We start from the raw sequence: 13,593 nt of genomic DNA, 5'->3' as shown, positions 1-13,593 counted from the left end.
CGTCAGCGGCGCTGCACGCCCACCGCGGTGCTGGCCGCGCGTTCCCAGGCGCCCCCCTCGAACCACGCGTCGCCGGCCAGCCAGGCCTTGAGCATGGGCAAGGCATCGAAGCCCCAGAACACGCGCCCGTCCACCACCATGGCGGGCACGCCGAAGAGGCCGAGCGCGAGCGCCTCGTCGGTGTTGGCCCGCAGGCGCTGCTTCACGGTGTCGCTGTCGGGTGCCAGCCAGGGCCGGCCGCGTTGGGCCATGTGGTCCTGCAGGTGCGCCTGCAGCGCGGCGATTCGCGCGGGGTCGGCCGCATCGGCGCCGCCGTGCCACACGTGTTCGAACAAACGCTCGGTGACGTAGCGGCTGGTCTCGCCGGACGCCTCGTCGACCGCGGTGGCCAGGCCCAGGCGCAGCAGCGGCAAGGGGTTGAAGGGGTGTGCGGCCGGCAGGTCGAGCCGGATGCCGTGCGTGTGCGCGAGCCACTGCACCTGGCGGTAGGTCCAGTCGCGCTTGGCGGCGATCTCGGCCGGGCCGAGCTGGCCATTCGCCTTGAGCAGCGCGGCGAACAGCACCGGGCGGTAACGGACCATCACGCTGTGGCCCATCAGCGCCTGCGGCAACGCCGCGAAGGCGAGGTGGGCGTAGGGCGAGATCGGGTCGTAGAAGAACTGGACGTCTTTCATTCGGCAATCGTCTCGCGCGTTTCGAGCTGCGCCCACACCGCAAGCTTGTCGGCGTCGCTCAGGCGGCTCCAGGCGCCGATTTCGGCCAGCGTGCGCAGGCAGCCCACGCAGCGGCCACTGCGCTCGTCGAGCCGGCAGACGTTGATGCAAGGCGAAGGCACGCTGACGCCGGGCTGGCGCAGGCGCGCGCGCTTGAGGTCGGAGCGTTCGGGCGTGCTCATGCGTCGGTGGCCTGCACAACGTCGTGCACCGGTGCACCGGTGTAGCGCTCCAGCTCTTGCGGCGTCAGGGGGAACACCGCGTGCGGATGCCCCGCCGCCGCCCAGACCACGTCGAAGCGGAACAGCTCGCGGTCGATCAGCGTGACGGGCTCGTTCGCGTGGGCGAGCGGTGCCACGCCGCCGATGGAGAAGCCGGTCTGCGCCTTCACGAACTCGGCATCGGCGCGACCGAGCTTTTCACCCGCACCACAGACCAGCGCCTGCACGCGCTTCTCGTCCACGCGGCGATCGCCCGAGGTGATGACCAGCACGGCGCGCTCGTCGCTCTTGCGGCGAAAGATGATGCTCTTCGCAATCTGGCCCAGTGCCACGCCCAGCGCGTCCGCCGCCTGCTGCGCGGTGCGCGCGGCGTCGTCGAGCATCACGGGCGCGTGCGCGTGGCCGAGGGCGGCCAGGCGATCGGCCACGCGCTGGATGGCGGGCGATGGGTAAGCGGGAAACGAACTCATGGACCCGGATGTTAGCCCCGCGCCCATGACCCCGCTGCCCATCAGCCGATGCGCCCCGGCAGCCAGGTGGCGATGCCCGGCAGGAAGAACACGGCCGTGAGCAGCAACAGGCTCATCACCACGTAAGGCACCACGGCCTTGAAGATGTCGCCCATGGTCACGCTGGGCGGGGCCACGCCGCGCATCGTCATGAGCAGCAGGCCGTGCGGCGGCAGCAGCAGGCCAAGCTGCATGCAGATCAGGAACATGACGCCGAACCACACCGGGTCGATGCCCAGCGCCTGCACGATGGGCATGAAGATCGGCAGCGTGATCATCATCATGCTGATCTGGTCGACGAAGATGCCGAGGAAGATCAGCATCAGCATCATGCCGACCACGATCATCTCGGTGGACAGGCCGTGGCCGGTGATGGTCTGCACCAGGCCGTTGCTCGCACCCGAGAAAGACAGGATCTGCGCGAAGGTGGTGGCGCCGAGGATGATGAAGAGGATCATTCCCGAGATGGCGGCCGTGCCCTTGAGCGACTTCATCACCGCGTCCACCGACAGCGAGCGGTACAGCGCGGCCAGCACCAGGGTGGCGAAGGCACCGAGTGCCGCGCACTCGGTGGGCGTGGCCCAGCCGTAGGCCAGCGCGCCCACCACCACGCCGAAGATCGACAGCGTGGGCAGCACATAAGCGAAGAACGGTTGCCAGCGCGCCCAGCCCCGGTGCTGCGGCGCGTCGTCATCGTCGGGCGGCGCCAGGTGCGGGCTGATGCGCACGCGCACCACGATCCACAGCACGAAGGCGACCGACAGGATGACGCCCGGCAGCACACCGCCCACCAGCAGCTTGCTGATGGAAATGCCCGAGAGCGAACCCAGCAACACGGTGAGCGCCGAGGGCGGGATCAGCATGTCGACCGCGCCGATGGCCATGATGGGGCCGGTGGCCATCTTGGGGTGGTAGCCGCGCGAGAGCATGACCGGCAGCATGAGCGAACCCAGCATGGCCGTGGTGGCGATGGTGGAGCCCGAGATGGCCGAGAACACCGTGCCGGCCACCACCGCCACCACCGCCAGGCGGCCCGGCACGCGGTGGATGAGACGCTCCACGCCCTCGATGACCTTGTGCGCCAGGCCGGTGTGAAACAGCACCTCGCCCATCAGCACGAACAGCGGGATGGGCGTGAGCGAGAACGCGGTGACCGAGCTCACGCTGCTGCGCGCGAGCTGCATGAGACCGGGCTCGCCGCCCATGTAGAGCCAGGCACCGATGAGGTTGACGGTGATGAAGGTAAGCGCCACCGGCATGCCGATGAACAGCAGCACGGTGGAGCCGCCCAGCATGAGCCAGGCAGCGGTGGTCCAGTCGGTCACGCGGGGTCTCCGGGGTTCGTCGGGTTCGTCATGCCGCGCTCACCGCATCGTGGCGCGGGCCGCGTTCGGCGTGCGCCAACCGGTGCATGCGAAACAGCATCTCGATGGACAGCAGCACGAACACCACCGGCAGCGGCGCCAGGCTCCACCACTCGGGCGTCACCAGTGTCTTGATGTTGAGCGAGCCCGCGGCATGGCTGTCGAGCGCGGCGCGCGCGCTGTACCAGGCGATGAACAGGCAGCAGACCAGGCCGATGGCGTCGCCCACCCACTCCAGTGCGTAGGCCACGGGCCTGGGCAGGCCTTGCAGCACGATGTCGACGCGGATGTGCTGGCCCTGGCGCAACAGCCAGGGCGCCACGCACATGGTGATGAGGTAGAGCAGGAACTCCGAGACCTCGTTGCTCCAGGCCAGACCGCGCGGCAGCCCGGCAATGGCCAGGTTGCGCAGGGCCACATCGGCCACGATGACCAGCATCATGACCAGCAGCAGCACACACCCCAGCCACGCCAGTGCCGCAAGCAGCCGCCCGTAGGCGGCGGACAGCGCGGCGATCACTTGGCGAACAGCGGCTTGAAGCGACCGGCGATCTCCGGGCTCTGCTTGGTGGCCGCGGCCCAGCCGATCTCGTAGGCCTTGTCGCGGAAGGCCTTGGCGGTGGCCGCGTCGAAGGCGATGGTCTTGATGCCGGCCTGGGCCTGGCGCGCGGTCTCATCGGCCGCGTACTTGGTCCAGAAGGTGTTCTCGGCTTCCAGCGCCAGCAGTTGCTTCTGCAGGTAGTTGCGCTGGGCGTCGGTGAGCTTCTTGTACGCGGGCAGGTTCATGATCAGCGAGACCTCGGCGTCGTAGAAGCCGGGGTCGACGCGGAACTTGGTCTTCTCGTGCCAGTTGAGGTCGAAGATGCCGCCGATAGGCCAACCGTAGCCGTCCACCACCCCGCGCTCCAGCGCCGTGTAGACCTCGCCCGGCGGCGTGGTGATGACGTTGGCGTTGAGCGCCTGGAAGAACTCCCGGTACACCGGCGTGATGCGGATCTTCTGGCCGGTGAAGTCGGGCTTGTCGACCGGCTTGTTGGTGTAGATGTGGAAGGGCTGGTTCTCGACCATGCGGGCGAGGTACTGCATGTTGCCCTTCTCGTTCCAGACCTTGTTGATGGCGTCGAAGGCGCCGTTCTTGCGCTGCTCGGCCACGGAGATCTGCGTGAGCTTGAGGAAGTCCGCCTCGGGCATGACGTTGGTGTAGAAGGCGCCGGTGGACAGCGCCATGTCGACCACACCGGTCTTGACCGCGTTGCCGACCTCGAAGGTCGGAATCGCTTTCGGGCCACCAATGAAGTTGATCTGCAGCACGCCCTTGCCCTCGGCATTGACCTTCTGCACCCAGGGCAGCAGGCGCTGCACATAGATGCCGTTCTCGGCGAACGCGCTCACCAGCCGCAGCGTGACCTCCTGCGCCGTGGCCTGCGAGGCCAGGCCCAGGCCCAGCGCCAACGCGGTGGCCGTCTTCATGAATGCCCGCTTGTTCATTGTCTCTCTCCTCGTCGTGGTGGTGGGTGGATGCGGCGTCATGTTGCAGCACGCGGCAGCAACGCGTCCAGCGCCGCCCCCGTGTCATCGGCCAGCGCCGCCTGGCTCAGATGCTTCAATCGTTGTGGCCCGTCGGGCGCGTCGCGCAGCTGGGGCAGCACGGCCATCACGCGTTGATGGTTGCGCCAGCCGCGCGCATGGGTGTCGCCGTAGCCCTTGACGAGGCGCTGTGTGCGCGCCACTTCAAGCGCCAGGGCCGGCGCATCGGGCGCAAGCTCGACCACCGTGCCCAGCCAGGCGCGGATGCGCTGGTGCTCGACTTGATAACGCAGCGAACGGCGGCGCAGGCCACGCAGCGCAGCGATGCCATAGAGCAGCAGGTAACCGCGCAGGGAACTGGTCTGCACCTTGCGACCCTGCTGTGTGAAGCGCCCGACCAGCGCGCGCGCCCAGCCGGTGCGCAGCAGCCAGCGGCCCAGCGCGGCGGGCAGGGTGTCGGCGATCTCCTCCACGCGGGGGTGCAGGAACTCATGGATGTCCAGTTGTTGAGCATCGCTCAGGCGGACCTCGCGCGCCACACGTTCGAAGCGGCTGCGGCGGGTCTTGAGGTCGGCCACGCGCACGGTGTCCTCGTAGCTCATCCACAGCGCCAGGTGGCGCGCGGTCTCCTCGAGCACGTCATTGCGAGCGGCGCGCAGGGGCAGCAACAGATCAAGGTACTCGCTGGCGTAGGCCAGATCCTGGTAGTCGGCCAGGCGCAGCAGCGCCGCCTGCAAGGTGGGCTGCACCGCCACGGGAAACTCCGCAGCCGCGCGCTGCGCCAGCGGCGCCAGGCGGGGGCCCACGGTGGGAGCGGCGGGGCGCGACTCTCGCGCGTCGGCTGCTTGCGCCTTGCTGGCCGCGTCGAAACCCGCAGCGAACGCCTTCAGGCTGGACGCGACGCCCACACCCCCGCGTTCGATGGTGGCCTCGAACTGCGCCCGGCTGAAGGGCAGCGCGCCCGACGCAGCCAGTGCGCCACACAGCACGGGCGAGATCAGGCTGCCGGTGCGCTCGGCAAGCGCACCGAAATCGGCGCTCACCAGGCGCCGCGCGGCGGCGCGTGCGCCCTCGATGAGGGCCTGTGCATCGACGCGGCCATCACCCATCGCTGTGCGCTCGGTCATCGAGTACACGCGGTGGGTGGAGGCCACCAGCGTGGTGCGATCGGGCGTGACCAGGCCGCGCTGTACCGCACGCCCGGCTTCCATCAGTTCGGACGCGATCACCACGTCCACCTCGCCCGGCACCGGGCTGAGCGCGAGCACGGGTTGCCGGCCGGCCGCATCGGCGGGGAACAGTTCGAGGTAGTAGATGGTGGCGCCGGTGCGCTGCGCCACGCCGGGCACCGAGGTGGTCTGCGCGACGAAGCCGTTCTGCTCGGCCAGGTCCACCAGCCAGTCGGCCAGCACGCCGCCGCCCTCGCCGCCCATGGCGAGGATGGCGATGGTCAAGGCACGGGGTGAAGTCGACGGGTTCATGCGGCAAGGCCGTGCAGGCGGCGTTCGATGCGGTTCTGCAGCCAGCCGATGACCGCACCGCGCACGCGCTGGCGGATGCGGTCCCAGCGGGTGGGGTTGTTGACGATGCCGGCGCGGTAGAACGACGGGCACAACACCGCGGCGTGCGAGACCTCGCCACACAGACCGCAACCCACGCAACTGTCGATGACCGCGGCCACCGGGTCGCGGCGCAACGGGTCGGGGTTGGGTGCGATGGTGAGCGAAGGGCAACCCGAGAGGCGGATGCACGAGTGGTCGCCGGTGCAGGTGTCGGGGTCAACGCCGAAGCGCTCGCGCACCACGCGCTGGCCGTCGGCGATGGCCTGGCGCATCTTCGGCTTCACGCGGCGCTGCTTGTTGAGCATGCACTCGCTCTGCGCCACGATGACCTTGGGGCCCTTTTCGCGCGTGGTCATGGCCTCGCGCAGCGCCGCCTTCATCTGCTGCAGGCTGTAGGTGTGGTTGACGCTGCGCACCCACTGCACGCCCACGCCGCGCACCGCGGTCTCGATCGGGTTGTTGGTGCTGCGGATCGGGTTCGGCGCCTGCGACGAGAGCACGTCCTGCCCACCGGTGGCGGCGGAGTAGCCGTTGTCGATCACCAGCAGCACGTTGTCGCTCTGGTTGAAGACCGCGTTACCGACGCCGCTGGTGAGACCGTTGTGCCAGAAGCCGCCGTCGCCCATCATGGAGATCGTGCGCTTGCTGGTCTCTTCGGTGTTGAAGGCCGAGGCGCCGGCCCAGCCCAGGCCGTAGCCCATGGTGGTCGCGCCGATGTTGAAGGGCGGCAGGATGGAAAACAGGTGGCAGCCGATGTCGCAGCTCACGTGGCTCGGGCCGATCTCGCGCTCGAGCAACTTCATCGCGGTGAAGATGGGCCGCTCGGGGCAGCCGGTGCAGAACGAAGGCGGGCGCGGCTGCACCTGCGCGGCGGCGGCGGCCACCGCCGGCAGCAAGGGCGCAGCCTGGGCGCGCGCGGCCAGCGGCAGGTCGCGCCCAGCGAAGTGTTCGGCCAGGCGCTCGGGCAGGTAGCGTTCCACGAACCGCGCCAGCCCCTTGAGCACCGCGCCGCCGGTGTATTCGCCACCGGGCGGCAACAGATCCTTGCCGTGCAGCGCGGTGTCCACGCCCGCGCGGCGCAGGATGGCGTTCACCGCCTGCTCGATGAAATCGGGCTGACCCTCTTCGACGATCAGCACCGCACGCTTGCCAGCACAGAAACGCGTGAACTGCGCGTCCACCAGCGGGTAGGTGACGTTGAGCACGTACAGCGGCACCTGCGTGTTGCCGAAGGCGTCAGCCAGGCCCAGCAGTTCGAGCGCGCGCAGCACGGCGTTGTACATGCCGCCTTGCAGCGCAATGCCGACGTCGGCCGTGCCGTCGCCGAAGAACTCGTTGAGGCCGCGTTCCTCGATGAAGCGCACCGCGGCCGGCCAGCGCTGCGCCAGCTTTTCCTGTTCGTGCAGGTAGCTCGCGGGCGGCAGCACGATACGGTTGACGTCGCGCACCGGGCGCTCGATGGCGTCCTTGAGCGTGAAGGCAGGCCGGCGGTTGGCCTTGGTGGTGAAGGCGCCGTGCACGTGGCAAGCGCGGATGCGCAGCTCCAGCATCACCGGCGTGTGGCTGGCTTCCGACAACTCGAAGCCTTGCTCCACCGCCTGCACGATGCTCGGCAGGTTGGGCCGCGGATCGAGCAGCCAGATCTGCGACTTCATGGCGAAGGCGTGCGATCGCTCCTGCATGATGCTGGAGCCTTCGCCGTAGTCCTCGCCCACGATGATGAGCGCGCCGCCGGTGACGCCGCCCGAGGCCAGGTTGGCCAGCGCGTCGGACGCGACGTTGGTGCCGACCGTTGACTTGAAGGTGACCGCGCCGCGCAGCGGGTAGTTCACCGAGGCGGCCAGCGTGGCGGCGGCCGTGGCCTCGCTCGCGCTGTGCTCGAAGTGCACCCCGAGTTCGCGCAGGATGTCGTTGGCATCGGTGAGCACATCCATGAGGTGCGAGATGGGTGCGCCCTGGTAGCCCGCCACGTAGGAGACGCCCGACTGCAGCAGCGCCTTGGTGACGGCGAGGATGCCCTCGCCGCGGAACTCCTCGCCCTCGCCCAGGCGCAGCTTGGTGACTTCGGTGGCAAAGGATCGTTCGGCCATGGTGTCGTGGAGTGCAGAGCCGCCGCAATGTACGCAGCCGCCACCCTTCTGGCGAATGGATTGTTCGCATGCACCCCATCGATCGCGTGAATAATCAGGGTCAACCCTGATTCAAACGATCCATGAACTTCCGCCAGCTCGACCTCAACCTGTTGCGCGTGCTCGCGGCCATTCACCGCACACGCTCCGTCACCGCCGCCGGTCGCGCGCTGTCGCTCTCGCAGTCGGCCACCAGCAACGCGCTGGCGCGGCTGCGCCACTTCTTCAACGACGAGCTGTTCGTGCGGTCACCCACCGGCCTGCAGCCCACGCGCCTGTGCGAAAGCGTGGCCCCCGCGGTGGTGGCGCAACTGCGTGAGCTGGAAACCGCGGTAATGGGTCAGGAGGAATTCGACCCCGCCACCAGCGACATGCACTGGAAGCTCTCGCTGTCCGACCTGGGCGAGATGATGTTCCTGCCGCCGCTGGCCGGCGCACTGCGCGAACAGGCGCCGCACACGCACCTCTCGAACATCTCGGTGGCGGCAGCGGACGTGGCGAGCGCCCTCGAATCGCGCGAGATCGACTGCGCCATCGGCATCCTGCAGCCGCGCCACCGCAGCATCCGCGCCGAACTGCTGTTTCGCGAGCAGTACGTGGCGATCTCGTCACCACAATGGCGGCCAGCCAGCGGGCGCAGCGGCAACGTCCTCAGCACCGAGCAACTGTCGCAGGCCGCGCTGGTGGTGGCATCGCCCACCGCCACCTTCCACAGCAGCGTGGAGCAGATGCTCGCGCGCATGAAACTGGTGGAGCGCATCGTGCTGCGTGCGCGGCACTTCGGCGCCCTGCCCGACCTCGCGCTCAACACCGACCTGCTGGCCATCGTGCCCACGATGTATGCGGAGAACCTGCGCAAGCGAAACCCGTTGCGCGTCTGGCGCCTGCCGAACGCGCCCTTCTACGAGGTGCGGCTGGTCTGGCACGCCAGCACCGAACGCGACCCGGCGCAGCAGTGGATGCGCGCGTTGCTGCAGCAGCTTTTCGCGCGCGCCGGTTGATCAGCCCTTGCGTTTGGCGATCAGCGCGCGCGCCACGCGCGAGTTGGTGGAGCGGCCGAGCTGCTCGCTGATCCAGGCGCCGGTGTCCACCAACGCGTCGAGGTCGATGCCGGTGTCGATGCCCATGCCGTGCAGCAGGTAGACCACGTCCTCGGTGGCCACGTTGCCGGTGGCGCCCTTGGCATAAGGGCATCCGCCCAGGCCGGCCACGGACGTGTCGTGGTGCCATACGCCCATCTCCAGCGCGGCCAGCGTGTTGGCTACGGCCTGGCCGTAGGTGTCGTGGAAGTGGCCCGAGACGTGGTCGATGTCGAAGTGCTTGAGCGTGGCCTCGATGGCGGCCTGCACCTTCTTCGGCGTGCCGACGCCAATGGTGTCGGCCACGCCCACATGCTCCACGCCGATGCCCTTCATGAGCCCGGCCAGGTAATCCACGCGCGATGGCGGCACCTCGCCTTCGTACGGGCAACCCACGGTGCAGCTCATGGCGCCACGCACCGCTATGCCCTTGGCCTTGGCGGCCGCGACCACCGGCGCAAAGCGCTCGATGCTCTCGGCGATGCTGCAGTTGATGTTCTTCTGGCTGAAGGCCTCGCTGGCCGCGCCGAACACCACGATCTCGTCGGGCGCATCGGCCAGCGCGGCCTCGAAGCCCTTCAGGTTGGGCGTGAGCACCGAGTAGCGCACACCGGGCTGGCGCTTCACGCCCTGCATCACGTCGTGGTTGTCGGCCATCTGCGGCACCCACTTGGGGCTCACATAGCTGGTGACCTCGATCTCCTTCAGGCCGGCGGCCTGCAGACGGTGCACGAGTTCGATCTTGACCGCCGCGGGCACGGGCTGCTTCTCGTTCTGCAGGCCGTCGCGCGGGCCGACGTCGATGATCTTCACGCGAGTGGGGAGCTTGTTCATGGCGTGTCCTTGTTCAATAACCGCGCAGGCGGTCCACCTCGCCCACCACGGCCTCACCGCGTTGCAGCGCGGCGATCTTGCCGGCGATCTGCGCGATGCTTTCCTCGCGCAGGGTGCGCGCCGAGGTGTGTGGCGTGACCGTGATTTTCGGGTGCTTCCAGAAACCATGCTCGGGGGGCAGCGGCTCGGTGCGGAAAACATCGAGCGTGGCGCCGGCCAGGTGACCTTCGTCGAGCAGCGCAATCAGGTCATCGTCGACCACGTGCCCGCCGCGGGCCAGGTTGACCACGTAGCCGCCGGGCTTGAGCAGCCCGAGCGTGCGCCGGTTCAGGATGTTCTCGGTCTCGGGCGTGAGCGGCAGCAGGTTGATGAGCACCCGGCAGCTCGACAGGAAGGCGTCGAACTGCGCCTCGCCCGCGTGGCACCGCACGCCGTCGATCGCCTTGGGCGAGCGGCTCCAGCCGTGCACCGGGAACTCGAACACCGTGAGCGCGCGCGCCACGCGCTCGCCCAGGACGCCCAGGCCCATCACACCCACCGGGTAGTCGGCGCGCGCGCGCGGCTTGCGGTAGCTCCAGCGGCCCGCGCGCACATCGGCCTCGTAGCCGTCGAGCTCGCGGAAATGGCGGATGACGGCGTGGCAGGCGAACTCGGCCATCTGCACTGACATGCCGGCGTCGTCGAGGCGCACGATGCGGGTGGTGGGCGCGATGCGCAGCTTGAGCAGCGCATCCACGCCAGCACCGGTGTTGAACGCGGCCTTCAAGCCGGCTTGCTCGTCGAAGAAAGTCTGGGGCGGCGCCCAGACCACGGCGAAGTCTGCGGCGGGCGCGCCGGGCTGCCACACGCTCACGGTGGCTTCGGGCAGAGCGGCTTGCAAGCCCTGTTGCCAGGGCTCGGGCTTCTGTTGGCTGACGCAGACGGTGATGTGCATGGCCCAAGCTTACGCGGACGAATTCGGCGCTCCTGTCACGCCGGGGCCATCAAGCCGTTGCGTCGAGCCGCCCCATCGAACCGATTGCATCACGCAACCGCGAGCTTGAGCAGCTCCGCGCCCTCGGCCACCTGGTCGCCGGGCGCATAGAGCAACTCGGCCACCGTGCCGTCGACCGGCGCGGCGATGGTGTGCTCCATCTTCATCGCCTCCATCACCGCCAGCGGCTGGCCTTTCTTCACGGCATCGCCGGCCTTCACCGCGAAGGACACGACCTTGCCCGGCATCGGCGCGGTGAGGCGGCCGCCCTCGCCCTCGCCTTCGCCCGCGTGGGCCAGCAGGTCGATCTCGACGAGGCTGGTGGCGCCGCGCGCGCAGAACACGTGCACGGTCTCGCCGGTGGTCCAGGTCTGCACGGTGTCGCGGCGGCCAGCGAACCGCAGGTCGAAGCGGCCGTCGGGCAAGGCCTCGAACGCCAGCGGCCCCTGCACGTCGCCAAGCGCCAGCGTGAGTTCGTCCCGGCCATAGGTCAGCGTGGCCTGCAGACGATCGCCCGCCACGTCGACATCGAACCGGCGGGTGGTGAGCCCATGCGAGCGGAAGCCATCGCGACGCGAAAAGGGATCGCCGCCTTCGAGCGCGCGCTCGGCCAGCAGCGTCTGCGCCACCGCGGCGGCCACGGCCGTGGGGGTACCCACGCGATCCTGGTTGAACAACACACTGGCCTCTCGCGGGATGAGCGCGGTGTCCAGACGCGCCTTCGCGAACGACTCGCTGGCGACGACGTGACGCAGGAACTGCACGTTGGTGGCCAGGCCGACGATGCGCGTCTCGGCCAGTGCCGCATCCAGCCTTGCCAGCGCCTGCTCGCGCGTGTCGGCGTGCACGATGAGCTTGGCGACCATCGAGTCATAAAACGGGCTGATGGCATCGCCTTCGCGCACGCCGTCGTCGAAGCGGACGTCACCGCGGGCAAACGCCGCGTGCGCCGGCTTGCGATAGACCTGCAGCGTGCCGGTGGCGGGCAGGAACTGGTTGTCGGGGTTCTCGGCGCAGATGCGCGCCTCGATCGCGTGGCCCTGCATGCGCAGCTCGTGCTGCTGCAGCGGCAACGGTTCGCCAGCGGCCACGCGCAGCTGCCACTCCACCAGGTCCAGGCCGGTGATGGCTTCGGTCACCGGGTGCTCCACCTGCAGCCGGGTGTTCATCTCCATGAAATAGAAGCGCATCGCCTCGGGGTGGTCGTAACCCTGCGGCTGCTCGACGATGAACTCCACCGTGCCCGCGCCCACGTAGTTCACGGCCTTCGCCGCAGCGACCGCGGCCTCGCCCATCTGCTGACGCAGCGCGGGCGTCATGCCGGGCGCGGGGGCTTCCTCCAGCACCTTCTGGTGGCGGCGCTGCACCGAGCAGTCGCGCTCAAACAAGTAGACGCAGTTGCCTTTCGTGTCGCCGAACACCTGGATCTCGATGTGGCGCGGGCGCTGCACGTACTTCTCGATCAGCACCGCATCGCTGCCGAAGCTGTTGCGCGCTTCGCGCTGGCAGCTGGCCAGCGCGGCGGCGAAGTCCTCGCTCTTCTCGACCACCCGCATGCCTTTGCCACCACCACCGGCGCTGGCCTTGATGAGGGCCGGGTAACCGATGCGATCGGCCTCGCGCTGCAGCAGCGTCGGGTCCTGGTCGGCCCCGTGGTAACCGGGCACCAGCGGCACGCCCGCCTTCTCCATCAGGCGTTTCGATTCGGCCTTCAGACCCATGGCCTCGATGGCCGACGAGGGTGGCCCGATGAACACGAGACCTGCTTTCGCGCAGGCGTCGGCAAACGCCTCGTTCTCACTCAGGAAACCGTAGCCGGGGTGGATGGCCTGCGCCCCCGTGGCCTGTGCGGCCGCGATGATGCGCTCCCACTGCAGGTAGCTCTCGCGCGGCGCGGAGCCGCCAATGTGCACCGCCTCGTCACACGCCGCCACGTGCTTGGCGCGCGCGTCGGCGTCGGAGTACACGGCCACGGTCTTGACGCCCAGGCGGCGCGCGGTGGCAGCCACGCGGCAGGCGATCTCGCCGCGGTTGGCGATGAGGATCTTGGTGAACATCTCAGCTTTCCTTCGGAAGGGCGACGAACACGCGGCGCCAGGCCGCGCGCAGGAAACGGAACAGGAACCAGGTGAGGGCCCACATGGCCAGCACCGCAATGACCAGCAGCACGGCGAACACCAGCGGATGCTGCGTGGCGAGCCACAGCGCGCCCACCACCAAGCCGTCTTCGAGCAGGCTCACGCCCACGTTGCTGAAGGGCTCCGGCGAGGCGTTGACGGCCGCGCGCGTGCTGGTCTTGGCGGCCTGACTGGTGGCGGCCAGCGTGCCGCCAAGCAGCGCGGCCAGCACCGCCATGGTGGCGCTGTCGGCGCCCAGCGCACCGGCCGCCAGCGCTGCGCCCGCGGGAACGCGCAGCACGCTGTTGGCGAGATCCCACAGCGAATCGACATAGGGAATCTTGTCGGCGAAGAACTCCACAAACAGCAGAAAGCCGCTCACGCCGAGCACCGCGGGGTGCTGCAGCATCTGCAGGCCGGGCGGGAGTTCGAACCAGCCGAGCCAGCCCGCCAGGCCGGTGGCGAAGACCGCAAGGTACAGGCGCAACCCGCTGGCCCAACCCAGCGCGGCGGCCAGCGCCAGCAGCTCGGGGGTGCCCAGGGATTGCAGCGCCTCGGTCATGGC

Annotated in this window: 13 protein-coding genes; 1 reads left to right on the top strand and 12 read right to left on the bottom strand. The window is 69.0% G+C overall.

The features are described from left to right. Positions 1-2: 2 nt before the first annotated feature. The 8 genes from M3149_RS13470 to M3149_RS13435 are packed head-to-tail and all read right to left on the bottom strand — an operon-like array spanning position 3 to position 7,986. On the bottom strand, positions 3-674 hold the full coding sequence (locus tag M3149_RS13470) for a 2-hydroxychromene-2-carboxylate isomerase (RefSeq protein ID WP_251710063.1): 672 nt from the start codon (positions 672-674) through the stop codon (positions 3-5). Beyond that, the gene (locus tag M3149_RS13465) at positions 671-895 is read right to left on the bottom strand and encodes a DUF1289 domain-containing protein (protein WP_251710062.1); all 225 of its coding nucleotides are present in this window, start codon (positions 893-895) and stop codon (positions 671-673) included. The genes M3149_RS13470 and M3149_RS13465 overlap by 4 nt, the downstream gene beginning before the upstream one ends. Then, positions 892-1,404: a YbaK/EbsC family protein gene (locus M3149_RS13460; RefSeq protein ID WP_251710061.1), complete on the bottom strand. Its 513-nt coding sequence runs from the start codon at positions 1,402-1,404 to the stop codon at positions 892-894. The genes M3149_RS13465 and M3149_RS13460 overlap by 4 nt, the downstream gene beginning before the upstream one ends. A gap of 41 nt (positions 1,405-1,445) precedes the next feature. After that, positions 1,446-2,768 carry a TRAP transporter large permease gene (locus M3149_RS13455; RefSeq protein ID WP_251710060.1) on the bottom strand — a complete coding sequence of 441 codons (1,323 nt, stop codon included), beginning with the start codon at positions 2,766-2,768 and terminating at the stop codon, positions 1,446-1,448. Positions 2,769-2,796: 28 nt separating this feature from the next. Next, positions 2,797-3,327 carry a TRAP transporter small permease gene (locus M3149_RS13450; protein ID WP_251710059.1) on the bottom strand — a complete coding sequence of 177 codons (531 nt, stop codon included), beginning with the start codon at positions 3,325-3,327 and terminating at the stop codon, positions 2,797-2,799. Beyond that, entirely contained in the window at positions 3,324-4,295 is a 972-nt protein-coding gene (dctP, locus tag M3149_RS13445) for a TRAP transporter substrate-binding protein DctP (RefSeq protein ID WP_251710058.1), read from the bottom strand. Before dctP ends, M3149_RS13450 begins: the two co-directional genes overlap by 4 nt. A 38-nt stretch (positions 4,296-4,333) precedes the next feature. After that, the gene (locus M3149_RS13440; RefSeq protein WP_251710057.1) at positions 4,334-5,815 is read right to left on the bottom strand and encodes an indolepyruvate oxidoreductase subunit beta family protein; all 1,482 of its coding nucleotides are present in this window, start codon (positions 5,813-5,815) and stop codon (positions 4,334-4,336) included. Then, positions 5,812-7,986, bottom strand: a complete 2,175-nt coding sequence (locus M3149_RS13435; protein WP_251710056.1) for an indolepyruvate ferredoxin oxidoreductase subunit alpha — start codon at positions 7,984-7,986, stop codon at positions 5,812-5,814. The genes M3149_RS13440 and M3149_RS13435 overlap by 4 nt, the downstream gene beginning before the upstream one ends. A 122-nt stretch (positions 7,987-8,108) precedes the next feature. Here M3149_RS13435 and M3149_RS13430 point away from each other — a divergent pair, with 122 nt between their 5' ends. Continuing rightward, the gene (locus M3149_RS13430; RefSeq protein ID WP_251710055.1) at positions 8,109-9,026 is read left to right on the top strand and encodes a LysR family transcriptional regulator; all 918 of its coding nucleotides are present in this window, start codon (positions 8,109-8,111) and stop codon (positions 9,024-9,026) included. On the opposite strand, the gene M3149_RS13425 is transcribed toward M3149_RS13430, so the two are convergent. From M3149_RS13425 to M3149_RS13410, 4 genes are all read right to left on the bottom strand, one after another. After that, a complete protein-coding gene (locus M3149_RS13425; protein ID WP_251710054.1) occupies positions 9,027-9,938 on the bottom strand; it encodes a hydroxymethylglutaryl-CoA lyase in 912 nt (303 codons plus the stop codon). Positions 9,939-9,951: 13 nt separating this feature from the next. After that, a complete protein-coding gene (locus M3149_RS13420; RefSeq protein WP_251710053.1) occupies positions 9,952-10,872 on the bottom strand; it encodes a 2-hydroxyacid dehydrogenase in 921 nt (306 codons plus the stop codon). Positions 10,873-10,961: 89 nt separating this feature from the next. Further along, the gene (locus M3149_RS13415; RefSeq protein WP_251710052.1) at positions 10,962-12,968 is read right to left on the bottom strand and encodes an acetyl/propionyl/methylcrotonyl-CoA carboxylase subunit alpha; all 2,007 of its coding nucleotides are present in this window, start codon (positions 12,966-12,968) and stop codon (positions 10,962-10,964) included. Position 12,969: 1 nt separating this feature from the next. Beyond that, positions 12,970-13,590, bottom strand: coding sequence for a DUF4126 domain-containing protein (locus M3149_RS13410; protein WP_251710051.1), 621 nt, complete (start codon positions 13,588-13,590; stop codon positions 12,970-12,972). Positions 13,591-13,593 lie beyond the last annotated feature (3 nt).

It is taken from the genome of Hydrogenophaga intermedia (assembly GCF_023715105.1).
GTDB lineage: Bacteria > Pseudomonadota > Gammaproteobacteria > Burkholderiales > Burkholderiaceae_C > Hydrogenophaga > Hydrogenophaga intermedia_A.
The sequence above is the reverse complement of the archived record's forward strand: the minus strand, read 5'-3'. Positions and strand labels throughout refer to the sequence as shown.

Coding starts and splice junctions, on each gene's coding strand:
- M3149_RS13440 (WP_251710057.1), bottom strand. CDS start 5,815: ATGAACCCGTCGACTTCACCCCGTGCCTTGACCATCGCCATCCTCGCC.
- M3149_RS13415 (WP_251710052.1), bottom strand. CDS start 12,968: ATGTTCACCAAGATCCTCATCGCCAACCGCGGCGAGATCGCCTGCCGC.
- M3149_RS13460 (WP_251710061.1), bottom strand. CDS start 1,404: ATGAGTTCGTTTCCCGCTTACCCATCGCCCGCCATCCAGCGCGTGGCC.
- M3149_RS13430 (WP_251710055.1), top strand. CDS start 8,109: ATGAACTTCCGCCAGCTCGACCTCAACCTGTTGCGCGTGCTCGCGGCC.
- M3149_RS13410 (WP_251710051.1), bottom strand. CDS start 13,590: ATGACCGAGGCGCTGCAATCCCTGGGCACCCCCGAGCTGCTGGCGCTG.
- dctP (WP_251710058.1), bottom strand. CDS start 4,295: ATGAACAAGCGGGCATTCATGAAGACGGCCACCGCGTTGGCGCTGGGC.
- M3149_RS13470 (WP_251710063.1), bottom strand. CDS start 674: ATGAAAGACGTCCAGTTCTTCTACGACCCGATCTCGCCCTACGCCCAC.
- M3149_RS13425 (WP_251710054.1), bottom strand. CDS start 9,938: ATGAACAAGCTCCCCACTCGCGTGAAGATCATCGACGTCGGCCCGCGC.
- M3149_RS13420 (WP_251710053.1), bottom strand. CDS start 10,872: ATGCACATCACCGTCTGCGTCAGCCAACAGAAGCCCGAGCCCTGGCAA.
- M3149_RS13435 (WP_251710056.1), bottom strand. CDS start 7,986: ATGGCCGAACGATCCTTTGCCACCGAAGTCACCAAGCTGCGCCTGGGC.
- M3149_RS13465 (WP_251710062.1), bottom strand. CDS start 895: ATGAGCACGCCCGAACGCTCCGACCTCAAGCGCGCGCGCCTGCGCCAG.